At 47.1% G+C, this 23,094-nt stretch carries 25 protein-coding genes and 1 other annotated feature; all 25 genes read left to right on the plus strand.

What is annotated here, in order from left to right; translation table 11 throughout:
* The first annotated feature begins 40 nt into the window (after positions 1 to 40).
* The 25 genes from MHB84_RS19185 (at position 41) to ilvE (ending at position 23,080) form a co-directional block, all read left to right on the plus strand.
* Positions 41 to 1,417: a bifunctional folylpolyglutamate synthase/dihydrofolate synthase gene (locus MHB84_RS19185; RefSeq protein WP_076290781.1), complete on the plus strand. Its 1,377-nt coding sequence runs from the start codon at positions 41 to 43 to the stop codon at positions 1,415 to 1,417.
* Positions 1,418 to 1,473: 56 nt separating this feature from the next.
* On the plus strand, positions 1,474 to 2,793 hold the full coding sequence (murC, locus tag MHB84_RS19190; RefSeq protein WP_256716891.1) for a UDP-N-acetylmuramate--L-alanine ligase: 1,320 nt from the start codon (positions 1,474 to 1,476) through the stop codon (positions 2,791 to 2,793).
* A gap of 119 nt (positions 2,794 to 2,912) precedes the next feature.
* Positions 2,913 to 4,109, plus strand: coding sequence for an SPOR domain-containing protein (locus MHB84_RS19195; RefSeq protein ID WP_076290779.1), 1,197 nt, complete (start codon positions 2,913 to 2,915; stop codon positions 4,107 to 4,109).
* Between the two features lie 145 nt (positions 4,110 to 4,254).
* Entirely contained in the window at positions 4,255 to 4,497 is a 243-nt protein-coding gene (locus MHB84_RS19200; RefSeq protein WP_024633972.1) for a DUF4321 domain-containing protein, read from the plus strand.
* A 93-nt stretch (positions 4,498 to 4,590) separates the two neighbouring features.
* Positions 4,591 to 5,202, plus strand: coding sequence for a Maf family protein (locus MHB84_RS19205; protein ID WP_076290778.1), 612 nt, complete (start codon positions 4,591 to 4,593; stop codon positions 5,200 to 5,202).
* A gap of 35 nt (positions 5,203 to 5,237) precedes the next feature.
* Positions 5,238 to 5,927, plus strand: a complete 690-nt coding sequence (gene radC / locus MHB84_RS19210) for a RadC family protein (protein ID WP_024633970.1) — start codon at positions 5,238 to 5,240, stop codon at positions 5,925 to 5,927.
* A gap of 194 nt (positions 5,928 to 6,121) precedes the next feature.
* Positions 6,122 to 7,156: a rod shape-determining protein gene (locus tag MHB84_RS19215; protein ID WP_076290777.1), complete on the plus strand. Its 1,035-nt coding sequence runs from the start codon at positions 6,122 to 6,124 to the stop codon at positions 7,154 to 7,156.
* Between the two features lie 188 nt (positions 7,157 to 7,344).
* Positions 7,345 to 8,217 (plus strand): rod shape-determining protein MreC, encoded by an 873-nt coding sequence (mreC, locus tag MHB84_RS19220; RefSeq protein ID WP_076290776.1) that lies wholly within the window; start codon positions 7,345 to 7,347, stop codon positions 8,215 to 8,217.
* Complete coding sequence (locus MHB84_RS19225) at positions 8,217 to 8,750, plus strand: rod shape-determining protein MreD (protein WP_076290775.1); 534 nt, start codon at positions 8,217 to 8,219, stop codon at positions 8,748 to 8,750. Before mreC ends, MHB84_RS19225 begins: the two co-directional genes overlap by 1 nt.
* Before the next feature lie 73 nt (positions 8,751 to 8,823).
* Positions 8,824 to 9,486: a septum site-determining protein MinC gene (gene minC / locus MHB84_RS19230; RefSeq protein ID WP_076290774.1), complete on the plus strand. Its 663-nt coding sequence runs from the start codon at positions 8,824 to 8,826 to the stop codon at positions 9,484 to 9,486.
* Between the two features lie 3 nt (positions 9,487 to 9,489).
* Positions 9,490 to 10,284 carry a septum site-determining protein MinD gene (gene minD, locus MHB84_RS19235; RefSeq protein WP_053783092.1) on the plus strand — a complete coding sequence of 265 codons (795 nt, stop codon included), beginning with the start codon at positions 9,490 to 9,492 and terminating at the stop codon, positions 10,282 to 10,284.
* 226 nt (positions 10,285 to 10,510) lie between these two features.
* Positions 10,511 to 11,395 carry a M23 family metallopeptidase gene (locus MHB84_RS19240; RefSeq protein WP_076290773.1) on the plus strand — a complete coding sequence of 295 codons (885 nt, stop codon included), beginning with the start codon at positions 10,511 to 10,513 and terminating at the stop codon, positions 11,393 to 11,395.
* On the plus strand, positions 11,388 to 12,248 hold the full coding sequence (locus MHB84_RS19245; protein WP_076290772.1) for a site-2 protease family protein: 861 nt from the start codon (positions 11,388 to 11,390) through the stop codon (positions 12,246 to 12,248). The genes MHB84_RS19240 and MHB84_RS19245 overlap by 8 nt, the downstream gene beginning before the upstream one ends.
* A 104-nt stretch (positions 12,249 to 12,352) precedes the next feature.
* Entirely contained in the window at positions 12,353 to 13,603 is a 1,251-nt protein-coding gene (locus tag MHB84_RS19250) for an Rne/Rng family ribonuclease (protein WP_076290771.1), read from the plus strand.
* Positions 13,604 to 13,659: 56 nt separating this feature from the next.
* Positions 13,660 to 13,744, plus strand: a sequence feature (ribosomal protein L21 leader region).
* A 14-nt stretch (positions 13,745 to 13,758) separates the two neighbouring features.
* On the plus strand, positions 13,759 to 14,070 hold the full coding sequence (gene rplU / locus MHB84_RS19255) for a 50S ribosomal protein L21 (RefSeq protein WP_062328098.1): 312 nt from the start codon (positions 13,759 to 13,761) through the stop codon (positions 14,068 to 14,070).
* Positions 14,071 to 14,083: 13 nt separating this feature from the next.
* Positions 14,084 to 14,413: a ribosomal-processing cysteine protease Prp gene (locus MHB84_RS19260; RefSeq protein ID WP_076290770.1), complete on the plus strand. Its 330-nt coding sequence runs from the start codon at positions 14,084 to 14,086 to the stop codon at positions 14,411 to 14,413.
* A gap of 23 nt (positions 14,414 to 14,436) precedes the next feature.
* Entirely contained in the window at positions 14,437 to 14,748 is a 312-nt protein-coding gene (gene rpmA, locus MHB84_RS19265) for a 50S ribosomal protein L27 (protein ID WP_024633959.1), read from the plus strand.
* Between the two features lie 151 nt (positions 14,749 to 14,899).
* Positions 14,900 to 15,637 carry a Spo0B domain-containing protein gene (locus MHB84_RS19270; RefSeq protein WP_063568125.1) on the plus strand — a complete coding sequence of 246 codons (738 nt, stop codon included), beginning with the start codon at positions 14,900 to 14,902 and terminating at the stop codon, positions 15,635 to 15,637.
* A 17-nt stretch (positions 15,638 to 15,654) separates the two neighbouring features.
* A complete protein-coding gene (obgE, locus tag MHB84_RS19275) occupies positions 15,655 to 16,965 on the plus strand; it encodes a GTPase ObgE (protein ID WP_076290769.1) in 1,311 nt (436 codons plus the stop codon).
* 233 nt (positions 16,966 to 17,198) lie between these two features.
* Positions 17,199 to 17,636 (plus strand): ACT domain-containing protein, encoded by a 438-nt coding sequence (locus MHB84_RS19280; RefSeq protein WP_024633956.1) that lies wholly within the window; start codon positions 17,199 to 17,201, stop codon positions 17,634 to 17,636.
* Positions 17,637 to 17,730: 94 nt separating this feature from the next.
* Positions 17,731 to 19,017: a homoserine dehydrogenase gene (locus MHB84_RS19285; RefSeq protein WP_076290955.1), complete on the plus strand. Its 1,287-nt coding sequence runs from the start codon at positions 17,731 to 17,733 to the stop codon at positions 19,015 to 19,017.
* Positions 19,018 to 19,143: 126 nt separating this feature from the next.
* Positions 19,144 to 20,214, plus strand: coding sequence for a threonine synthase (gene thrC, locus MHB84_RS19290; RefSeq protein ID WP_064635832.1), 1,071 nt, complete (start codon positions 19,144 to 19,146; stop codon positions 20,212 to 20,214).
* Positions 20,211 to 21,179, plus strand: coding sequence for a homoserine kinase (gene thrB / locus MHB84_RS19295; protein WP_076290768.1), 969 nt, complete (start codon positions 20,211 to 20,213; stop codon positions 21,177 to 21,179). The genes thrC and thrB overlap by 4 nt, the downstream gene beginning before the upstream one ends.
* Positions 21,176 to 22,057, plus strand: a complete 882-nt coding sequence (gene pheA / locus MHB84_RS19300; RefSeq protein WP_076290767.1) for a prephenate dehydratase — start codon at positions 21,176 to 21,178, stop codon at positions 22,055 to 22,057. Before thrB ends, pheA begins: the two co-directional genes overlap by 4 nt.
* A gap of 138 nt (positions 22,058 to 22,195) precedes the next feature.
* Complete coding sequence (gene ilvE / locus MHB84_RS19305; RefSeq protein ID WP_076290954.1) at positions 22,196 to 23,080, plus strand: branched-chain-amino-acid transaminase; 885 nt, start codon at positions 22,196 to 22,198, stop codon at positions 23,078 to 23,080.
* Positions 23,081 to 23,094: the final 14 nt, after the last annotated feature.

The raw sequence follows: 23,094 nt of genomic DNA on the forward strand, positions 1-23,094 counted from the left end.
GCCGCTTTTTTCAACCAAACTCAAACTAAAGGTGAATCATATGACGGAACTTAACGGGACAGAAATAGCATCTCCTTTACTTACCTATGACGAGGCTGTGAACTGGATCAATGGCCTTATTCCTTTTGGCATCCGACCTGGATTGGAACGAATCGAGGGATTGATGTCATTGCTGGGCAATCCTCACCAGCGTCTCAAATTTATTCATGTCGCGGGAACGAACGGCAAAGGTTCGACTTGCGCTTTTTTGACGTCAGTGCTTCTTCAGGCGGGATATGATGTTGGAACGTTTACATCCCCTTATATCACCAAATTCACAAACCGTTTTCAGTACAACGGTGAGGATATCCCGGAAGAAACGTTGCTCAAACTTTCAAACCGGCTTTATCCATTGGTTCAAGAGATGGCTTCAACTCCCCTTGGATCACCTACGATGTTTGAGGTGTCTACAGCAATCGCCCTTCTGTATTATGCGGAAGAGTGCTACCCGGACATTGTGGTATGGGAGACAGGGCTCGGGGGAAGGATGGACGTAACGAATATTGTTACACCCGTGGTATCGGTCATTACTAATATCGGTATGGACCATACGGATGTACTGGGAGATACGATTGAGGCGATTGCTGGAGAGAAGGCAGGTATTATTAAGGCGGGGGTACCCGTTGTTACCTGTGCCACGCAGCCAGAGGCTGTGAAGGTGATCCAGGAGACGGCAGAGCGGCTGCGTTCAACCGTGTATCTGGCGGGAGATCGTTTCTCCTATCATAGACTGGACAGTGATGAGAACGGACAATCTTTTCATTTTACAGGACCGTTCCGTGATCTGGACGCTCGTATTCGCATGCAGGGTGTACATCAATGCGACAATGCAGCGGGCGCACTTATGGTACTGGAGTTGCTTCGCCAATACATGGCATTTATGCTGGATGATGAAGATATTGCGCTTGGACTGGAACATGCCTTCTGGGCAGGACGGTTCGAGAAAGTGGTTGATCAGCCCCGCATTATTCTGGATGGTGCACATAATCCGGAGGGGGCCGAATCGCTGGCCAAGAGCATTATCGACGTATATCCTCACAACAAGTTAATTTTGATGATGGGCATGCTGGCGAATAAGCATCACGAAGCGTATTTGCAGCATATACTGCCACTAGTGGATACGCTGATCCTGACCGAGCCAGATTTCCGACGCAAAATGGATGCAGCCAAATTGCTGCAGCTCGTCGAACGGGTACGTCCCGCCATTGCGAAACCGGAGCTGGAAATCATCGTCGAGCCCGAATGGGCAAAGGCACTTGATCTATTGAAGTCACGGACGGAAGCGGAAGATCTGGGGGTGGTGTCCGGCACATTGTACCTGATTGCAGATGTGCGGGCAGCCCTTTTGCATCAAACCGATTCTGAAAAAGGTTGGTGAAAGTTTTGTTAAATACATCGGAACACGTTCATTTTATAGGGATTGGCGGATATGGCATGAGTGCCATCGCGAGAGTTATGCTTGAGATGGGGTACACCGTTACCGGATCGGATGTCGCTTCACAGGAGTTGACCGAGAAGCTGGCAGCCAAGGGAGCGAAAATATATATCGGACATACGGCAGAGCACGTAAATGGGGCAGACCTGGTTGTCTACTCTACGGCAGCTCCAGCTGATAATGTGGAACGGGTGGCAGCTGAAAAGTTGAACATCCCGATTCTGCATCGCGCCCAGATGCTCGCACGTTTGCTGAACGAGCGCAAAGGTGTGGCTGTAGCCGGTGCTCATGGCAAAACAACCACGTCATCCATGATTGCACTTGTTATGGATAAATGTGATACAGACCCGACATACATCATTGGCGGGGAAATCATGAACGTGGGGACCAACGCCAAGGCAGGCCAAGGCGACTGGGTCGTTGCCGAGGCAGACGAGAGCGACGGTTCATTTTTGCAGTATCACCCTTGGCTCGGTATTGTAACGAATATTGAAGCAGATCATCTTGAGAACTACAACAGTGATTTTGAGGAACTCAAAAAGGCTTATGTGCAGTTCCTGAGTCAGATTCGTCCAGAAGGCACGGCCATTGTGTGTGCTGACGACGAGAATGTTCAAGCCATTTTGCCTGAGCTGAAATCACGGGTAACCACATACGGCATTGATTATGCTGCTGATTATACGGCAACAGATATCGTGCTTGGCGACCGCCGAATTTCCTTCACGATGAGCCATCAGGGCAATGTGCTGGGTACGGTGGAGTTGTCAGTCCCAGGTAAACATAACGTTTATAATGCCATGGCTACGGTTATTACCTGTCTCGAAGCAGGTATTCCATTTGAGAAAATTACAGCCGCTATTATCCAGTTCCATGGAGCGAAACGCAGATTCCAGGTGCTGGGTGAAGCACGTGATATGTTGATTATTGATGACTATGCTCATCACCCGACTGAAATTGAGGCTACAATCAGTGCGGCCAAAGCAACGGGGAAACGTATTATTGCGGTATTCCAGCCTCAGCGTTACACACGTACGTTCTTCCTGCTTGATGCGTTCAGTCGTGCCTTTGCAGAAGCGGATGAGGTTCTCATTACCGATATCTATTCCCCTGCGGGTGAAAAACAGATTGAAGGTGTTCACTCGGCTAGACTGGTTGAACTCATTGTTCAAAACAGCAATGCTTCTGCGCGTTATCTGCCGACAAAGGAAGAAGTTGTTGCAGATTTGCAGAACCGTCTTCAGCCAGGCGATCTTGTGCTCACGATGGGTGCAGGTGATATCTGGAAAGTTGGCGATACACTTGCCAAAGGGTTGAATTAATTACAATTGTAAAACCGTCTGACTTCATTGCGAAGCAGGCGGTTTTTTGCATGAAATGGAATGTTTCAGATTCTCTCCGCATATAGCTGTTATAAATGGGACAAAGGAGAGGGTACGGGGTGAGCAATGCTAGAATGACGTTTCGCTTTGGGGATAACGAGTCGGACAAGCCTGAAAACAAGGGGATACCCACATCCAGCACATTTGCAGCTTTGAGTGAAGAAATTCCGCACAGTCCAACACCAACACCAACGCAGTTGAATACAGCGCCTTCATGGACACCAGAGGATATTCCCGGTGACTGGGGAGAGACGATGCTGACAGGCTCCACTGTACCTGAACCTTACCAAAGAACGGACAAAGATTCGAAACTCGATGAGCCTGGATACAGTTATAATCATCTAACTGCGTATCCCGAAGATGAGGACGAGAACAGGTCGGACGAGAATTATGGAGGCCATGATTGGCTTGCAAATAGTGAACACTCTTATAAGCGAAATCGTCCCCCGAGGGGCTGGAAAATGATTGGTTCAGTAACGGGTGCACTTGTAACCGGGGCCCTCTTCGGCATGGTTATTCTTTCTTTTTTTAATCGGGAAGGGGCCGTGGATCCTGGGAGCAAGATCCCCGCCAATCAGGCGGTATCGACTGTAACAGGTCAGCAGGGAGTGGCAGGTTCGGAACAGCAGATTCAGGCAACAACTACAGGCGGCAGCTACTATGCACTGCAATATGGTGTATTCAGTTCTCCTGAACGCGCAGAACAGGCGAAGGTGGAGCTGTCCCAGGCAGGCATAGCGGCAGGCTCCGATCCGGAGGATGGTAATCGGGTATATGCAGGCATTTCGGCTGACCGTGAGGAGGCCAAGCTGCTCAGCTCAAGGCTTAAGGCCGAAGGTGTGGAGCTGTACGTCAAGGAAATTGTCAATCCTGAAGTGAACCCGGCAGTATTCGGCGGAAAAGCAGAGGATGTACAGCATTTCTTCGCAAGCGGGGCGGCTTTGGTTGAACAACTGTCTACCCTTTCGATCCAGCAACTTGGTCAGTCCGTTCCTGAAGCCGTTTCAACCGAAACGATGACCTCATTACAAAATCAGCATCAGCTCTGGCTGACCGGTTTGAATAGTATTGCACCAGGTTTGAGTGCAGACGTACAACCCTATGTATCCGCGATGGAAAAATCGATGGCGAGTGCGGTAACGGCAATTGCCGAATACAACAAAAATCCGGCTAATGTGCATATGTGGTCTGTACAGTCCGATCTGATGGAATATGTATTACAGCAAAAAAAATGGCTTGAAGCGATAAAACAGTAATTACCACTTTCCCATAACACGGCCTTGAAATACCTATCCGGCAAGGAACTGGAAATAGTTCCCCTTGCCGGATTTGTGTTTGTATTGACGTACAAAACCCCGTATAATAATGTGGGTGTCAAAAAATGGCGAGGGAAGATCACCGATGAAAAAAAACTTCGGCATGTTATTGCTGTTTTTACTGCTCGGCTGGCTGGCCGGTGCGTGGATCGCCAAGGCACTGCAGCCTGTAAAGGCCGTTGCCTTTCTAACGAAAGCCACGACCATTCGTTGGTCGCCGCAGGCTGATCTGGATATTATCAGTTATGATATTTCACTTCAATTTCAAATGAGCCTCCTGAGTCTGATCGGTATTATTGCTGCTGTATGGCTGTATCGCAGGTTATAGGAGAATGACGAATTTTGACGAAGAAACTAAAAAAAATGATATCTACTAGCGTGATCCGACAGGATGTCGCCGTAGCATAAGGGGCCGGTTATTTTGGATAAAACACAACAGCGTCGCATTATTCTGGCTTCCACCTCGCCGCGGCGTAAAGAACTGATCGCATCACTCCATCTAGCTTTTGAAGTAATACCAAGTCACGCTGATGAAGATACACCCCCGGAATGGACTCCCGAACAGACGGTACAGGAGCTTGCGATGCGTAAGGCGCTTGCCGTTTATCGCGGGCTGGAAGGCCGTGAACAGGATGCTGTTATTGTTGGTAGTGACACTGTTGTCGTTCTGGACGGTGATATTCTTGGTAAACCCGTAGACGAAGCGGACGCTGAACGAATGTTATCTCGTCTACAGGGGCGTGTACACCGTGTTTTCACGGGAGTAGCTTGTATCGATGCAAGTAATGGACAATCCATGGTTCAGTACCGGCAGACCGATGTAACGATGAAGGAACTGTCTGAAGCTACGATTCGTGCGTATGTTCAGACTGGAGAGCCTTCGGACAAGGCAGGATCATATGCCATTCAGGGCATTGGTGCTTCGTTGGTAGAACGTGTTGAAGGATGTTATTTCAATGTGGTGGGCCTACCATTGTCCTTGCTTAGCGATATGCTGGATGGATTCGGCGTACATGTACTGCCACGTACATGAAATTCCGCAATTGACGATCTGAAAAGAGGGAATATATGGAGTCGCCTCAATATATGATGCGCGACATCCCCCAGGAAGAACGCCCGAGAGAACGCATGATGGAATACGGGGCGGGCGCCTTAAGCCATGCTGAATTGCTGGCGATCTTACTTCGAACTGGTACAAGACAGGAATCCGCAGTGCATATGGCACAGCGGATTCTGACCGAAGCGGGTGGAATTCGCTCGTTGATGGATTTGAGCCTGGAAGAATTGACTGCGATGAAGGGAATCGGCATGGCCAAGGCTGTACAGCTGAAAGCCAGCATTGAGCTTGGTCATCGAATTGCGAAGAGCAGACTTACACAGTCAACTTCAATTCGTACCCCTCGTGATGCGGCCGACATCCTTACTGAACAACTGCGTTACTTGCAGAAAGAACACTTTGTGTGTCTTTTCCTAAATAGCAAAAACCACATTATTGCCCAGGAAACACTCTCCATGGGTAGCCTTAACGCTTCGATTGTTCATCCGCGTGAAGTGTTCCGGGCTGCCATCAAATGCAGCAGCGCCTCTATTGTGTGCGCACACAACCATCCCAGTGGTGATCCTACGCCTAGTCCAGAGGACATCCAAATAACCAAAAGACTGATCGAGGCCGGTGCAATTGTTGGCATAGATGTGCTGGATCACATTATTATCGGAGATGGAACGTACGTAAGTTTGAAGGAGAAGGGCTTAGTATAATATAATGGTTGGCGTTGATGTTTTCCTATGAATGTTGACGGCGTTGTCCGTAGAAGATAGGTTCACTTTACTAATGCAAAACAATGCAACACAAAACAAATGCGAATATTAGCTCCACCACTATGGTGGGAATGAAAATGAAACGCTCTTGATTCACTGGGGCGGCTATATGAGGCAGAAAAGGAGATTACGTCATGTTTGGTGGTTTTACGAAAGATTTGGGTATTGATTTGGGGACAGCGAATACGCTGGTTTATGTACGTGGAAAAGGAATTGTGGTGCGCGAACCTTCGGTTGTCGCTATACGGACAGATACAAAAAGCATTGAGGCAGTAGGTGAATCTGCCAAAAAAATGATTGGACGTACACCAGGTAACATTCGTGCCATTCGTCCAATGAAAGACGGCGTTATTGCCGATTTCGATACAACGGCAACGATGATCAAATATTTCATCCGTGAGGCGCAGAAACAACGCTCCATGTTCCAACGTCATCCTAATGTGATGGTATGTGTACCATCGGGGATTACTGCAGTAGAACAACGCGCGGTTGAAGATGCAACCAAACAGGCTGGAGCACGTGAAGCCTATACAATTGAAGAGCCTTTTGCAGCTGCCATTGGTGCAGATCTGCCTGTATGGGAACCAACGGGTAGTATGGTTGTCGATATTGGTGGTGGTACAACGGAAGTGGCTGTCATCTCTCTTGGTGGTATTGTAACAAGCCGTTCGGTTCGTGTAGCGGGTGACGAGATGGATGAATCCGTGATTCAATACATTAAACGCCAGTATAATTTGATGATCGGTGAACGTACATCGGAGCAGTTGAAGATGGATATTGGATCAGCTATGCCGCTTGAGCAAGTGGAAACAATGGAAATTCGTGGACGCGACCTCGTTACAGGCTTGCCGAAGACGATTACGATTACTTCGGATGAAATCAGCGAAGCTCTGGCGGATACGGTGAATGCCATTGTTGAAGCTGTAAAAGTAACCTTGGAGAAATGTCCTCCTGAGCTGGCAGCAGATATTATGGACCGTGGTATTGTTCTCACAGGTGGCGGCGCATTGCTTCGCAATCTGGACAAGCTGCTTGCTGGTGAGACAGGAATGCCTGTTATCGTAGCAGAGAACCCGCTCGATTGCGTTGCAATCGGAACAGGTAAAGCGCTTGAGAATATTCATTTGTTCAAGAGCAGAAGCAGTTCGGCAGTTCGTTCCAAACGTTAATTGATATACGCTTTGCTTGGTTCGCTTCACGACCAAGGAGCATGATATCAACGAAGAGGACCCGGTTAACCCCGGGAGAGCTATTACCCGCATACCCGGGGAGAATCAGCTGATATTCTCGATGGGACTATAAGTCTGACAGTCTCCCCGCCGGGCATGGCTCGGAAGAGAATAATGGATGTTAGAGGGTGGTCGAACTGTTTAAACTGCTGGGTAACAAAAGACTTTTTGTTTTGCTGGTGGGCCTTGTTACATTTATCGCGTTAATGGGCTTTACGCTCGGTCCGCGAACCGCTCTATCCTGGCCGGAGAAATTCCTGAAGGATTCAGTCGGATTTGTACAATACGTATTTTACAAGCCCGCTTCTTCTGTAGCGGGCTTTTTCAAAGATTTGGCGAACATGCGTACGGTATATCAAGAAAATGAAGAGCTTCGTATTGCGATGGGTCACTATACCCGGGATCGGCTGAAATACAATGATATGGAGCAGGTGAATGAACAGCTCCAGAAAGCGCTCAATTTTACCGAAGAACAAAAGAATCGGTATAACTACGGTTCACGAATTGCTCAGGTCATCAGTGCTAACTCTGACCCGAACAGCAGAACGATTAATATCGACATTGGTGAAAATGCGGGAATTAAGGCTGGAATGGCTGTCACTTCGCAAGAGGGGCTGGTTGGGGTTGTCAGTCATGTCAGTTCATACACGTCAACCGTTAACCTGTTAACATCCATGGATGCTAATGATCCTACTTCCAATGCCATTGCAGCTACAGCGGTTGGTAAAGAAAAAGTGTTTGGTATGATTGAGAGTTATGATCCAAAGACCGGCATGCTCAAAATGACCAAGATCTCGGAAGATTCAGATATCAAAAAGGGTGATGAAATCATCTCCTCCGGGATTATCAACAATTTTCCAAAGTACATGCGTATCGGAGAAGTGCAGAAGGTTGAAGTTGGGGAATATGGCTTGACACGGACTGCGATTATTAAGCCATATGCAAGCTTTCTGGACTGGAAAGAGCTGATTGTGATTATCCCACCTGAGGTAAAAGAATAATGATAACGCGCAAGCAAGTCTTATTCCTGTTACTGTTCATTTTGTTCATTGTTGAAGGAACGATCCTTCCGCTGCTCATTCCTTCGGCTTGGCAAATGCGTATTTCTGCCAACCTGGTCTATATCGTGATTTTGTTTATTGCTGTATATCATCATCGGCACACGGCGTTGGTGCTTGGCATATTATTTGGACTCTTGCACGATGTCGTATTTTACGGCGAAATGATTGGACCATACGGATTCTCGATGGGATTATCGGCATATATGATGGGACTTATTTTTCAAGCGCCGCGCGCACCACTGCCGGTTATGGTTTCCGTCGTCCTTTTGGGAAGTCTGCTGAATGACACCATGTTATTCTTTCTGTACAAGCTCTTCCAACTCAATCATGTGACATTTGACTGGGCACTGCTTGAATACATGATTCCCAACTTGTTCATTCATTTTGTGTTCGCGCTGATCATTTATGTTCCTCTTCGGAAACAACTGGAGCGAATTGGTAAGAGAAAGAGCAAAGCACAAGAAGCTTCTTGATACATTTATGGAGTGAGAAGCAGGAACTTGGGGACCCGGGCACGAAATGTAATGAGATGGGAGGGACAGGCTTATGACGGTAAAATCGAATCACGTAACGATTAAAGGCATCCGAGACGGCCTGGTTTTCCTGTTGGACGATCAATGTGAATTCGAGGAATTGCTCTACGAGCTCCGCTATAAGCTGGAACACAGCCATCAAAATATTTTGACCGGACCGATAGTTCATGTGGATATCAAACTGGGCAACCGGGAAGTGACGGAGAACCAGAAAGAAGCAATTCTTGATATATTGAAACAAAAAGGGAATTTGCTCATTCGTTCCATAGACTCACCGGCCCTTAAACCAGAGGTTAAAGGGCCGCCGCCAATTGTAACTATGTGTGGTATGGTACGTTCGGGTCAGGTGCTTCATCATGAAGGGAATCTACTGTTTCTTGGTGATATCAATCCGGGGGGCACAGTAACGTGTACCGGAGATATATATGTTTTGGGTTCACTCAGAGGCATGGCTCACGCTGGAATTGGTGGGGACGAAGACTCGATCATTGCTGCTTCGGTGTTTGCACCAACGCAGCTGCGGATCGCTGACATCATCAGCCGTCCTCCCGATGAGTGGGAGAGCCGAGAGACCGGTATGGAATTTGCTTATTTACAGGACAATCAGATGCAGATCGACAAGATGAGCAATATCGTTCGGTTGCGCCGAGATTTTAATGTGTTTAAAGGAGTGTAGCTCATGGGAGAGGCGATCGTGATCACTTCGGGTAAAGGCGGCGTTGGTAAAACAACCACCTCGGCAAACATCGGGACAGCGCTGGCGCTGCTCGGTAAAAAGGTTTGTCTGGTAGATACCGATATCGGCCTTCGCAATCTGGATGTCGTGATGGGACTCGAAAACCGGATCATTTATGATCTGTGCGACGTTGCAGACGGCCGCTGCCGACTGAATCAGGCTTTGGTCAAAGATAAACGTTTTGAAGAATTATATATGCTGCCTGCAGCACAAACGAGAGATAAGAACTCTGTGTCACCAGAACAGGTGAAGGACATTATTCTCGAATTGAAAAAAGATTTTGAATACGTCATTATTGATTGTCCAGCCGGAATTGAGCAGGGGTTCAAAAATGCGGTTGCAGGAGCTGACCAGGCGATTGTGGTCACTACACCAGAAAATGCGGCTGTGCGTGATGCGGACCGTGTCATTGGTTTGCTGGAGAGTTCGCACATTCAATCACCAAAATTGGTTGTGAACCGTATCCGCAACAATATGGTCAAATCAGGCGACATGCTCGACATTGACGGTATTTTACAAGTACTTAATATTGATCTGATCGGGATCGTTCCTGATGATGAACTTGTCATTAAGGCAGCCAACTCGGGAGAGCCCACAGTAATGAATCCGGATTCACTTGCGGCCATTGCCTATCGTAATATTGCCCGTCGTATTCTGGGAGACACCGTTCCTCTGATGCAATTGGAGCAAAAAAAAGGTGCTTTCACACGTTTTAAGAAGTTCTTTGGAATGGGTTAACTCGCTCTTTCTCATCACATTCATGTATGATAGCCGTGGCCCTCAAGCCCGGCTTTTTGAATATTATGGAGCATTTTATTAAAGGCGTCTTGTTTAGAACAGGATATGTACTTCACAGGAGGACTCCACGTTGTGGGGTTATTTTTGCTTCCAACCGAAGCTTGTTCATATTATGAACGAGCCCCTCATAGGATGTAGTAAACAAGCCTCGGCGGGAGGACATTCCATGAATACGAAACTCAGAATCAAGCAGAGAAGAGAAGAACGCATTCGGCGGTTAATGGATGGGGCTACGGAAGAAATGATGCAGCAGCGAGAATCGGGCTCGGTATTCGACAAGCGTACATCTTCGCAACGTAATCCCTTCTCGTCTATGGATATACAAGAAAATCTCCGAACGGCAAGATCTTCGTTGGCAGAACCGGAAAGAGATCCGGAATGGCTGTGGAAAAAAGAGAACGGACATTATGGTCCTGGCGGTCATCCGCGTTTTAATCTGATGAAGTCATTCGTGGGACGAACGGTGGTTAGCATTTTATTATTTGGCGGTGTCTGGGGATTGTTTCAGTTGAACACTTCGTGGACGACACCTGCCAAAACCGTAATAGCCGATATGCTGCATCGGGACATGGATTTTGCCTATGCTGCTGCCTGGTACGAACGGCATTTTGGCGGAACACCATCATTCCTGCCTGTTCTTGGACATACCACCGATCCTGTGAACAGCTCAGGTATTCGACACCTGCTCGGCAAACCGATCTCGGGAACCGTCGTTCAGCCTTTTGCACTGAGCATGAAAGGCATTGAGATTGTTCCCGAAGCTGGCGGTACGGGACTTGTTCAAGTAGTCAGTTCAGATGCGGGACGAGTACTTCAAGTATTGGATGATCCGGAAAATGGGACAACGGTTGTAATTCAGCACTCTGGTCAAGTCACAGCCATATACGGACGTTTGAACGAAAGTGAAGTCCAGGTGAATGATTGGGTAGAAGCGGGTGATGCGGTCGGCAGCCTAAAGAAGACTGGAAATGATCAACCTGCCACATTGTATTTCGCTGTAAAAGAGGGCGAGCAGTACGTGGACCCTGCGGAAGTGGTTGCCCTTGATTAGGTTGTGGGGTGTACGTATCTCGTTTCATCCTTTTTTTGTGATTATCATGATGGCTTCCCTGCTGACCGGGAACTTTATTGAACTCATTACGTTGTTTGCCATCGTTTTTATTCATGAATGTGGACATGCTGCAGCGGCAGCCCTTCTGGGCTGCCGTGTCCTTTCGATACAGATGCTTCCTTTTGGCGGCGTCGCCGTTATTGAAGATGCCGGGAATATTACAGCCCGCCGGGAGATTATTATCGCTTTGGCAGGTCCCTTTCAAAATATGCTCATGGTTGGAGTTGTTTTGTTGCTGAAGTACGGGAACCTGGGAGACCCGCTTTTTTTGGATTATATTATACAGGGGAATCTGCTGATTGCCCTATTTAACCTGCTACCGGTGTTGCCGCTGGATGGCGGTAAAATTGTACAGGCACTCGTTAGTCTTGCTGCTCCCTACTATACGACATTGATGTGGACTTACAGAATCAGCATTCTGTGTAGTGCAGGGGTTATCTTGGTTGCCATCGGTCGGTGGTTTACCGGTGATTACGGGCTGCCTTTAAATATTCTGTTGGTCGGAATTTTTCTGTTCTATTCCAATGTGACGGATTACCGAAATATTCCATACCGTTTTATCCGATTTCTAATGAATCGTGAAAGTGCATTCACCCGACATGCAGCTACAGGTAGTTTGGCGCAGCCGATTATCTCATTTCCGGCGAAACCTTTGGAGACTATTTTGCGTCTATTAAAGAGAGAAAGATACCATATGATATATGTGATGAATAGACAGGGAAGAATCATGGCTGTTTTGCCCGAGCAGCGAATCATCGGTTCTTATTTCAAACAAGACACGGATAAGTTGTAGCATCTTGGTGGATATGTCCTGAATTGGGTTAATACATGTACAATGAGTATGCAAAGATACAGAATGGATGTGGATGAATTGAATTGTCTTCTAGAGGTGAAGCCATGAAACAAATGATTGTACATAATGAACATAACCTCATGCAAATGGCGCTTCTGGAAGAAGGCAAAGCTGTAGAATTCATGGCAGAGCGTACACGCGAGCGTGGACTGCTGGGTTCGTATTTCAAAGGACGGGTAGTGAACGTGTTACCAGGTATGCAAGCTGCTTTTGTGGATATCGGTCAGAAAAAGAATGCTTTTCTGTATGTGGACGATGTGTTGCATCCCAATCTGGAGAAACAACCCAAAGTGAAGCCTTCAATTTCGGAGCTGCTTCGTCCAGGTCAGGATGTAATCGTCCAGGTCCTGAAGGAGCCAGTAGGAAGCAAGGGAGCCCGGGTGACGACTCATTATTCGCTGCCGGGCCGCTGGCTTGTCTACATGCCTTTAGCGGATTATGTGGCCGTCTCCAAAAAAATTGCCCGTGAGGGTGATCGATCCCGCCTCAAAACGTTGGGTGAACAGCTGAGACGGAACGAAGAGGGGCTTATCATACGAACCGTATCCGCAGAGGAACAGAGGGAAGCTATTCAGGCCGACCTGGAAACATTACGTGAGCAATGGCGTCTGATTCGTGAAAAAGCGGATAGTTTGCCTTCACCAAGCCTGCTGCATCGAGACCACAGTATGGTTCAGCGGATCATTCGTGATGTGTATACGCCTGGCAGTGATGAAGTCATAACGGATAATGAAGCACAAGCCCGTGAATTGAGTGCTTTGCTGGAGGAAATCTGTCCAGGCCATCAACCTAAAGTACAGGTGTACAGGGGAGAAGAATCAATTTTTGCTGCTTATAGAGTGCAGGAGCAGTTGAACAGGGATTTCGCCCGTAAGGTATGGCTGCCTGGTGGCGGCTATATTGTCATTGATCATACCGAGGCGCTCACTGTAGTCGATGTCAATACAGGCAAGTACACGGGAGCAGGCGGTGACAGTCTGGAAGAGACCGTAACGGAAACGAACATGCAGGCAGCGGTTGAGATCGCCCGTTTAATGCGTCTTCGGGATATCGGCGGCATGATTATTGTGGACTTCATTGATATGGAGGAAGCGATGAATCGGCATGAAGTTGCGGCAACGCTGGAAAATGAACTCAAGAAGGATCGAACCAAGGCTTTTGTGATGGGTTGGACCAAGCTGGGGTTGCTCGAACTTACCCGTAAGAAGGTACGAGAAGAGAGCACGCTCCCTTACGTGGAGCCGTGTTCTTCCTGTCATGGGACAGGCAAAAGATATATTTCGCCGTTGCATTGATTTTTAGTATGGTTGGTGGTATAATCATCAGGTATGTGTTTAGCCTATTGGTCTTGCACATGCTGTAACCGCACTGGCCGGGTACAAGAACAGTTCCGCAAGGACACTGTCACCTGAGACCGGGCGAGTCTGAGACATGAGGAGGTGCAAGGCAAATGTACGCAATTATTGAAACAGGTGGCAAACAGTACAAAGTCCAAGAGGGCGATGTTCTGTTCATCGAGAAATTGACTGCGAACGATGGCGAAAGCGTAACGTTCGACCGTGTCCTGGCTGTATCTAACGATCAAGGTTTGACAGCAGGTACACCATTGGTTTCCGGAGCAACTGTAACGGCTAAAGTGGAGAAACATGGCAAAGGACAAAAGGTTGTTGTATACAAATACAAACCTAAAAAGAACTACCATGTGAAGCAAGGTCACCGTCAACCGTATACAAAAGTAACTATCGAAGCAATCAAAGCGTAAGAAGGTGCGATAAGTGATTATCGTTCAAATCTTTCGTAATGATGACGGGAGCATCGAGCGTTTCTCCATCAAAGGGCATGCTAATTTTGCCAAGCGAGGAGAAGACATCGTATGTGCCGGGGTATCCGCTGTTACAGTGGGTACGGTGAACTCGATTGAAACACTGACTGGTGTCGAAATGGACGCCAAGATGAAGAATGGCTTTTTAAGCGCTTCTTTACCGGTGCTGGAGAAAGACGGAACTTGGTCCCAGGTACAATTGCTACTCGAATCCATGGTGCTTATGCTCACTGATATTGCAGAGTCATACGGAAAGTATATTCAGATAGAGCAAGTCAAATAATTAAAGAAGGAGGACAACCAATCATGTTGAAATTAAATCTTCAGTTATTCGCATCGAAAAAAGGTGTAGGTTCCACGAAGAATGGTCGTGACAGTAACGCACAACGCCTTGGTGTTAAACGTGCTGACGGACAAACAGTAACTGGTGGTAGCATTCTCGTTCGCCAACGCGGAACGAAAATTCACCCAGGTACTAACGTGGGTATCGGTAAAGATGACACTTTGTTTGCGAAAGTTGACGGCGTTGTGAAATTCGAACGTTGGGGACGCGATCGTAAAAAAGTAAGCATCTACCCTGTGAATGTTGCTCCAGTAGCAGCTGCAGTAGAAGCATAATATCGGCATTCCGCCTAAGGAGCCTTCGGCATTTTTGCCGGAGGCTTTTTGTATTTATAGGTTATTCGATAATGAACTGGCAGAAAAGACATGTTATACTTGGTTACGGTGGGGTTTAAACCAACCGAGTTTTGTAGAACGGGGAGAAGCCATGAAATCTTGGAAAAGAGTGCCCTGGATTGCGGCATGTTCACTTCTGATTCCTTTGGTTTTCGTTATGCTGTATCCAGTGATTATTTCAATTGCTGTATACGCATTGTGGTCCGTCGCGGTGCTTTTTGTTTCTGTGAATGTGATGAAGAGACAGGCAGAGGCGGAACGCAGAACCATCATACAATCTATGGAAAAGACAGCAATTGCATCATTAAATCATCATAGGCATGATTGGATGAACGATCTTCAGGTATTGTATGGATATCTTAGACTGGGCAAACTTGATAAATCAGTGCAATGTGTGGAAAGAATAGTAGAGCGGGTTAACGAAGAAAGCCGAATCTCCAGATTGGGTATTCCTTCACTCGTATTTTATCTTCAATCTTTCCGGACCAGTGGAGTCGCTCTGGAATTGCATGTGGTCGTAGAGGAAGAGTTGCAGCTTAGTGCTCTGGTCTCTCCCGAGGATGGCGAGTCGCTTACGGGGGCGATTGCCGATGCGATTCGAGCCTATCAATATGGCGGCGGCCGGTCGTCTTGGGGAGAGGTTCGCAAACTGACCTTGAACTTCGGACAGGATCACGGAGATGTGGTTGTCCGGCTGGATGGGGATCAAACACCCGATCCGGAAACATTGCGGCAGCTCAATGCCGTACTCAAAGGAAAAAAAGTCAGAACGGAGCAGCTTCCGTCTGAGGATACGTTTATACAATTCAGAATGCCTTGCGGAATATAGGAAGAAGGGGTTAACCAATGTTTGTAGATAAAGCGAAGATTTATGTGAAAGCCGGAGACGGAGGGGACGGAATTATTTCGTTTCGTCGTGAGAAGTATGTACCGAACGGCGGACCTGCCGGGGGTGATGGAGGCAGAGGAGCTGACATCATTTTCCGTGTGGATGAAGGTCTGCGTACGTTGATGGATTTCCGTTACCAGCGTCACTTCAAGGCCCCTCGTGGTGAGAAGGGACGTAATAAAAGTCAGCATGGCGCGAACGCTGAGAACATGATTGTACGTATTCCACCTGGAACCGTCATTTTGGATGAAGACAGTGGAGAAGTACTGGCTGATTTGACGCGTCATGGTCAACAGGTTGTTGTTGCTCGTGGCGGACGGGGCGGACGGGGAAACATTCGTTTTGCCACGCCTAACAATCCAGCGCCAGAACTGGCCGAAAATGGAGAAGAAGGTCAAGAACGTTACATCGTACTTGAGCTTAAGGTCATGGCAGATGTCGGTTTGGTTGGTTTCCCAAGTGTCGGGAAATCCACACTGTTGTCTGTTGTTTCGGCAGCCAAGCCAAAGATTGGAGCATATCATTTTACAACCATTACTCCTAACCTGGGTGTTGTTGGTGTGGGTGAAGGTCGCAGCTTTGTTATGGCCGACTTGCCGGGCCTGATTGAAGGTGCCCACGAAGGTATTGGGCTTGGACATGAGTTCTTGCGTCACGTAGAACGTACACGCATTATCGTTCATGTCGTTGATATGTCTGGTTCAGAAGGACGTGATCCGTTCGAAGACTGGCAGAAAATCAACGAGGAACTCAAATTGTACAATCCTGTCCTCGCTGAGAGACCACAAGTTGTAGCAGCGAATAAAATGGACATGCCGGATTCCGAGGCTAATCTGGAAGAGTTTTTGCAGAAGGCTCGTGAAGTTCAACCGGATATTGAAGTTATGCCTATTTCGTCCCTGACACGGAAAGGGATTCAAGAGCTCCTGTATCGTGCGGCTGATCTGCTGGATCAAATTCCGGACGAGCCAATGGTTGAAGAAGTTGCTGACTTATCTGAACGCAAAGTATACAGCTTGGACAAAAAAGAGGACGATGGCTTCCGTATTGTACGGGAGAATGAAATCTTCGTTGTCGAAAGTGCCAAGATTGAACGTATGATGAAACGGATGCAGCTGAATTCGCATGAAGCGATTCTCAAACTGGCGCGTACATTGCGTCATATGGGTGTGGATGCGGAACTTCGTAAACGCGGAGCTGAAGAAGGCACCATTGTGCGCATTGGCGACTTTGAGTTCGAATTTGTGGAAGGTAGCAGCTACTATTAAGATAGAAGTGCAACCTTTACGAATATAAAGGCTTAAAACATATACGCAGAGTAGTGGGAGATAACCCGCTGCTCTGCGTTTTTTTTATATTTCCTTACCTGCACGTGGGATAAACTTGTATACTGTTAGGAATAGTTTTTCAAAAATAGACATGTGAGGTATTGCCCTTTTGAGATAGATCCTATATAATGTCCACTATATGAATACATGAGTCTTTGAGGAGAGGACGTTCTGTGAATGAACGCTATTACTTAGTACGGGAAGACATTTTGCCAGAGGCTGTGGTGAAGACCATGCAGGTAAAAGAACTGCTAGCTTCCGGGGATGTCAAAACAGTCCATGAGGCGGTTGAACAGGTTGGATTAAGCCGGAGCGCTTTTTATAAGTACAAGGATGGCATCCATTTGATCAATCAGCTTGAACGGGAGCGAATTGTAACGATCTCCATTGATTTGGAGCATCAGTCAGGAATATTGTCTCGTGTGCTCGGACATGTAGCTGGTTATGGAGCCAATGTGCTAACCATTAATCAGAGTATCCCGCTCCAGGGAAGAGCCAATGTCGTCATTTCAGTGGAGACATCACATCTTCATGGGGAAATCGGAGAAATGCTCGATCGGATGCAGGATATGCCCGGAGTTCGACGCACGCGCATTGTTGGCCAAGGCTAATTAGACGTTAACGTAAAACGTTTAGGAATAAGATCTATGTATGGTTAAATCGTTCAGGGGTGAAGGAGAAAAAGACATTGGGGGTAGATCGTTAGTGAAACCAGTAAAAGTGGGACTGTTGGGTCTGGGCACGGTGGGTACTGGGGTCGTTCGCATCGTGGAAGGAAATCAGGAGGATCTGAGCAGTCAGGTTGGATCACCGATCGTTATTGAGAAGATTGCAGTGAAGAATACGGAGAAGGATCGTGTCATTGCTGTAGACCGTGCCAAGCTCACTGAAGATCCTTGGGAAGTCATTCGTCACCCAGATATAGATGTTATCGTGGAAGTTATGGGCGGCATTGATCAGACCAAAGAGTACATCCTTGAAGCACTGGAGCGGGGCAAGCATATCGTAACCGCGAACAAGGATTTAATGGCTTTGCATGGTTCCGAGATCTTGGCCAAGGCACAGGAAAAGCAATGTGATGTATTCTACGAAGCGAGTGTGGCTGGTGGCATTCCGATCATCCGCACGTTGATTGAAGGTTTCTCATCCGACCGGATTACCCGCATTATGGGGATAGTGAACGGAACAACGAACTTTATTTTGACCAAAATGAGCCAGGAAGGTGCCTCATATGAAGAGGTTCTGGCAGAGGCTCAAGCACTCGGATATGCAGAAACCGATCCAACTTCGGATGTCGAAGGACTCGATGCAGCTCGCAAAATGGCGATTCTGGGTACTTTGGGCTTCCGAACCAATGTGGAACTGAAAGATGTGACCGTTAGGGGGATTACTTCCGTAACCCGTGAAGATATTACGTATGCCAAAAGACTTGGTTATGAAATGAAACTGCTGGGTATCGCAGATCGTCGAGATGATGAGATCACCATAAGTGTTCAGCCGACGATGGTAAGACAGAATCATCCAATTGCTTCCGTCAATGGCGTGTTCAACGCAGTGTATGTACATGGCGAAGCTGTAGGTGAGACGATGTTCTACGGTGCGGGTGCAGGCGAGCTTCCGACGGCAACTTCTGTAGTAGCGGATATCGTGGCTGTGATCAAAAACCTGAAGCTGGGTGTGAATGGTCTCAAAGCGATTGTGCCTTATAAACAGAAGCGTCTGCAAAGTGACGAACACATTATGTCGAAAAACTTTATTTTGCTGCATGTGGATGACAAGGCAGGGGTACTGGCGCAAATTACCCAAATCTTCGCTGAATACGAAGTCAGCCTGGCTTCAGTTGTGCAACAGCCGAACGAACACAACCCAGATGCTGAGATCATCATTGTTACGCATAACGCTAGCAAGGCAAGTATGGATAAAGTATTGAAACACTTTGAATCACTTGCTGTCATTCGTCGCATTAAGAGTGTGTACCGGGTAGAAGGATAACTCGCCCCCAAATTCCGGTTTGAATTTCAGGTCTAAGCTAAGTTTAAGATACACGCCTAACCATATTGAGGTATGCAATCATATTAATCATATTCGGATTATTAACGACAAAGGAGTTTACCCACAATGAGATATCAAGGATTACTGCAAACGTATAGAGAGCACCTTCCGGTTAATGAAAACACGCCCCTGCTTACGCTTCATGAAGGAAACACGCCCCTGGTTCATGCGGAGAATTTGTCTGAGGAGCTTGGATTGAATTTATATTTCAAATATGAAGGTCTGAATCCGACTGGTTCATTTAAAGATCGCGGAATGGTTATGGCTGTTGCTAAAGCGATGGAAGAAGGTAGCCGCACGATCATGTGTGCATCGACAGGTAACACTTCAGCGGCTGCAGCAGCCTATGCGGCTCGTGCTGGTCTGAATTGTATTGTTTTGATCCCGAATAACAACATTGCGCTGGGTAAACTAGCTCAGGCTATGATATATGGAGCTAAAGTTATTGCGATTAATGGCAACTTTGACCGTGCATTGGAAATTGTGCGTGAAATTACAGCCAAGCATCCAATTACGCTCGTGAACTCCGTGAATCCGTTCCGGATTGAAGGACAGAAAACGGCTGCGTTTGAAGTCATTGAACAGCTTGGTCAAGCACCTGATGTACTTGCCATTCCAGTGGGCAACGCAGGGAACATCTCGGCTTACTGGAAAGGGTTTAAAGAGTATAAAGAAGCAGGCAAATCGAACTCCCTGCCACGTATGGTTGGTTTTGAAGCGGAAGGCGCAATGGCAATTGTCAAAGGTGAACCGATCCTTGAGCCTGAAACCGTAGCAACGGCTATTCGAATTGGTAATCCTGCAAGTTGGAAAACAGCTGTAGCTGCAGCTGAAGAGTCTGGCGGACAGATTAATTATGTAACTGATGAAGAAATTCTGACAGCATATCGTACGATCGCCGCTCGTGAAGGGATTTTTGCTGAACCTGCATCCGCTGCTTCCGTTGCTGGTGTATACAAACTGAAGAGTGAAGGATACTTTAAAGGTGGAGAGACTGTGGTTTGTGTTCTGACAGGACATGGTCTAAAAGACCCTAATATTGCAATCAAAACGGTAGCGACTGAACCACTTGTTGTGGAAGATTCTGAAGAAGCGGTTATGGCGGCAATTGCACAATTGGAGCAACAATCCGTATGAGTTTGAAGCAAAGGGTAACTGTTAAGGTACCTGCAAGTACAGCCAATCTGGGTCCAGGGTTTGATACCCTGGGCATGGCATTGTCTCTGTATGCATGGCTTGAGATGAAACCGGCTGAGCAGACAACATTCCATTTACATGGAGATCATCTGACGGGTTTGCCAACAGATAAATCCAATTTGTTATATGAAGTCGCGCAGATGGTCTTCAACGAAGCCGGAATCTCCGTGCCGGAGTTGGAGATTTCCATGTATTCCGATATTCCGCTTACTCGGGGACTGGGAAGCAGTGCATCCGCCATCGTGGGCGCGTTGGCTGCTGCTAATGCTTTAATAGGCACTCCTTTATCTGATGCCAAACTTCTGGACATGGCTACGTCGCTGGAGAAACATCCGGATAATGTAGGAGCTTCCCTATATGGAGGTATCATTACAGCAGCGTGGGATGGCAGTCGGGTAGACCATATTCGCATTGAGCCGCATCAGGACTTGCAGACGTTGGTCATCGTACCGGACTTCGAGTTGTCCACTTCGAAAGCAAGAAATGTAATTCCACAGCAGTTTGACAAGTCTGATGTCATTCACAACATAAGCAGATCATCCTTGCTCGTTGCAGCTTTGGCAAGTGGGAGATTGGACATGATTCAAAAGGCGATGTCTGATCGGATTCATCAACCCTACAGGGCATCTTTGGTACCTGGTATGGCTGAAATCCTTGAACATGCAGTCAGTCATGGAGCCCTGGGGGCTGCATTGAGTGGAGCCGGACCTACCGTTTTGACGTTGGTAGATCGTCATGATACTCGTAAGCTCGAACTGGAGCAATATTTGATAGACACAATGAACCGTGAAGGCATCACTGCTTCTGCATTGTGGTTGGATCCGGATCTGGACGGTGTTACCGTACTGCCTGATCAAGATGAAAGTCCTTTTATGGACAGAGTTAAAGGGGAAGTTAACGCATGAAACGAATTGCAGTATTACCTGAAGGTTCAGTTTCCCATGAAGCAGTAGATTTTCTGTTTAATGGGGAGCCTTTGGAATTGCTTCATTCCAAGCTGATTTCTGATGTTTTCCGGGCTACGGATAGTGGGAAGTCCCAGTACAGTGTCATACCCATTGAGAATACGATTGAAGGCTCCGTTAGTTTGCATATGGACTGGCTGGTTAACGAAGTTGATATTCCGATGCAAGCAGAATGGGTTTATCCATCCATCCAGAATGTCATTGGACATGGCTCCGAGTTCAGGGCAGAGAGTGGTGAATATGATTTCGGGAAAATTACAAAGATCATGTCCCATCCTGTAGCGATTCCGCAGTGCCAGAATTTTATTCGCTTACATTCACCTGGAGCAGACCTTGAGGGTGTAAACAGTACAGCGGAAGCTGTAGAAATTGTGAAAAAAAACCCTGGCAAAGGCTGGGTCGCGATTGGCACCAGGCTGGCTGCACAGAAGCACGGTTTGGACATTATGGCTGAACGGGTTACCGACCATGACAACAACTATACTCGTTTTGTGCTAATAGGTCATGAACCTGTTCAGATACCACGAGAGCCTGATCATGTAAAAACCAGTTTGCTTGTTACATTGCCTGAAGATGCACCGGGTGCATTACATCAGGTGTTGTCGGCTTTTGCCTGGCGGAAGCTGAACCTGACCCGACTGGAATCTCGTCCAACGAAGAAAAGGTTGGGGAGTTATTATTTTTACATTGATGTTGAGGAAAGTGCAGATTCGGTATTGCTTACCGCAGCCATGGCTGAGATTGAGGCTTTGAATTGTCAGGTACGTATTCTTGGCAGCTATCCGTGTTATACATATCCTTCGTTGAAAACGACCTGAATCAGGACGTATATTGTTGAAGGTTGTCATAAGACTGGGTAAATGAGCAAGAAATAGCTTGTCATTTGTTGTACAATGAACGAGATAAATGTAGTTTCGGAATCTAGGAATGGAAATTTTATGGAGGTGCAGTCATCGGTGTCAGAACAATGGATTTATTTGGACGGTCAATATGTGACCAAAGAGAACGCAACCGTTTCGGTATATGATCATGGATTTTTGTATGGAGACGGTATTTTCGAAGGTATTCGGATTTATAACGGTAACATTTTCAGATGCAAAGCGCATTTGGATCGTTTGTACGATTCAGCTAAATCCATCAGTCTGAACATTCCACTGTCTTATGATGAGATGCTGGAAGTGATGGCTGAAACGGTCCGTCGCAATGATATGCGTAACGGTTATATTCGTCTGATCGTTTCACGTGGACCTGGTAACTTGGGTCTTGATCCGCTGCGCTGCCCTAAAGCGTCCGTAATCATCATTGTAGAGCAACTGGCGATCTATCCGGAGGAAGCGTATCTTACTGGGCTAAAAGCCGTGTCTGTATCCCAGCGCCGTAACATCCCGGACGCATTGAATCCAAAGATTAAATCATTGAACTATCTGAACAACATTCTTGTTAAAATTCAGTCTAACTATTCAGGTGCTGGTGAAGCGATTATGCTGAATTCCCAAGGTTACGTTACTGAGGGTTCAAGTGATAACATCTTCATCATCAAAAATGGTGTAGTTTATACGCCACCTTGTTATCTTGGTGCATTAGAGGGAATTACACGTCAGGCCATTATCGATCTGTGCGGTGAGCTGGATCTTGAATTAAAAGAAGTTCCATTTACGCTACATGATGTGTACATTGCCGACGAAGTCTTTTTCACTGGAACAGCTGCAGAAGTTATTGCTGCTTATGAGGTGGACGGCAGAACGATTGGAACGGGTGTTGCAGGTCCTGTAACCTTGAGGCTGCTGGAAGCATTCCGTCAAATTGTCGACAAAGATGGTTACAAAGTTTGGGAAGATTAATTGGAACGAACTGA

This window comes from Paenibacillus sp. FSL F4-0087, from assembly GCF_038020215.1.
Lineage (GTDB): Bacteria > Bacillota > Bacilli > Paenibacillales > Paenibacillaceae > Paenibacillus > Paenibacillus taichungensis.

What these genes read in the sequence shown, in the direction of transcription:
- MHB84_RS19200 (WP_024633972.1), top strand. Translation starts at nt 4,255, where the DNA reads ATGAAAAAAAACTTCGGCATGTTATTGCTGTTTTTACTGCTCGGCTGG.
- thrB (WP_076290768.1), top strand. Translation starts at nt 20,211, where the DNA reads ATGAGTTTGAAGCAAAGGGTAACTGTTAAGGTACCTGCAAGTACAGCC.
- MHB84_RS19240 (WP_076290773.1), top strand. Translation starts at nt 10,511, where the DNA reads ATGAATACGAAACTCAGAATCAAGCAGAGAAGAGAAGAACGCATTCGG.
- murC (WP_256716891.1), top strand. Translation starts at nt 1,474, where the DNA reads ATGAGTGCCATCGCGAGAGTTATGCTTGAGATGGGGTACACCGTTACC.
- minD (WP_053783092.1), top strand. Translation starts at nt 9,490, where the DNA reads ATGGGAGAGGCGATCGTGATCACTTCGGGTAAAGGCGGCGTTGGTAAA.
- thrC (WP_064635832.1), top strand. Translation starts at nt 19,144, where the DNA reads ATGAGATATCAAGGATTACTGCAAACGTATAGAGAGCACCTTCCGGTT.
- MHB84_RS19270 (WP_063568125.1), top strand. Translation starts at nt 14,900, where the DNA reads ATGAAATCTTGGAAAAGAGTGCCCTGGATTGCGGCATGTTCACTTCTG.
- MHB84_RS19225 (WP_076290775.1), top strand. Translation starts at nt 8,217, where the DNA reads ATGATAACGCGCAAGCAAGTCTTATTCCTGTTACTGTTCATTTTGTTC.
- MHB84_RS19215 (WP_076290777.1), top strand. Translation starts at nt 6,122, where the DNA reads ATGTTTGGTGGTTTTACGAAAGATTTGGGTATTGATTTGGGGACAGCG.
- MHB84_RS19250 (WP_076290771.1), top strand. Translation starts at nt 12,353, where the DNA reads ATGAAACAAATGATTGTACATAATGAACATAACCTCATGCAAATGGCG.
- pheA (WP_076290767.1), top strand. Translation starts at nt 21,176, where the DNA reads ATGAAACGAATTGCAGTATTACCTGAAGGTTCAGTTTCCCATGAAGCA.
- obgE (WP_076290769.1), top strand. Translation starts at nt 15,655, where the DNA reads ATGTTTGTAGATAAAGCGAAGATTTATGTGAAAGCCGGAGACGGAGGG.
- rplU (WP_062328098.1), top strand. Translation starts at nt 13,759, where the DNA reads ATGTACGCAATTATTGAAACAGGTGGCAAACAGTACAAAGTCCAAGAG.
- rpmA (WP_024633959.1), top strand. Translation starts at nt 14,437, where the DNA reads ATGTTGAAATTAAATCTTCAGTTATTCGCATCGAAAAAAGGTGTAGGT.
- MHB84_RS19185 (WP_076290781.1), top strand. Translation starts at nt 41, where the DNA reads ATGACGGAACTTAACGGGACAGAAATAGCATCTCCTTTACTTACCTAT.
- radC (WP_024633970.1), top strand. Translation starts at nt 5,238, where the DNA reads ATGGAGTCGCCTCAATATATGATGCGCGACATCCCCCAGGAAGAACGC.
- minC (WP_076290774.1), top strand. Translation starts at nt 8,824, where the DNA reads ATGACGGTAAAATCGAATCACGTAACGATTAAAGGCATCCGAGACGGC.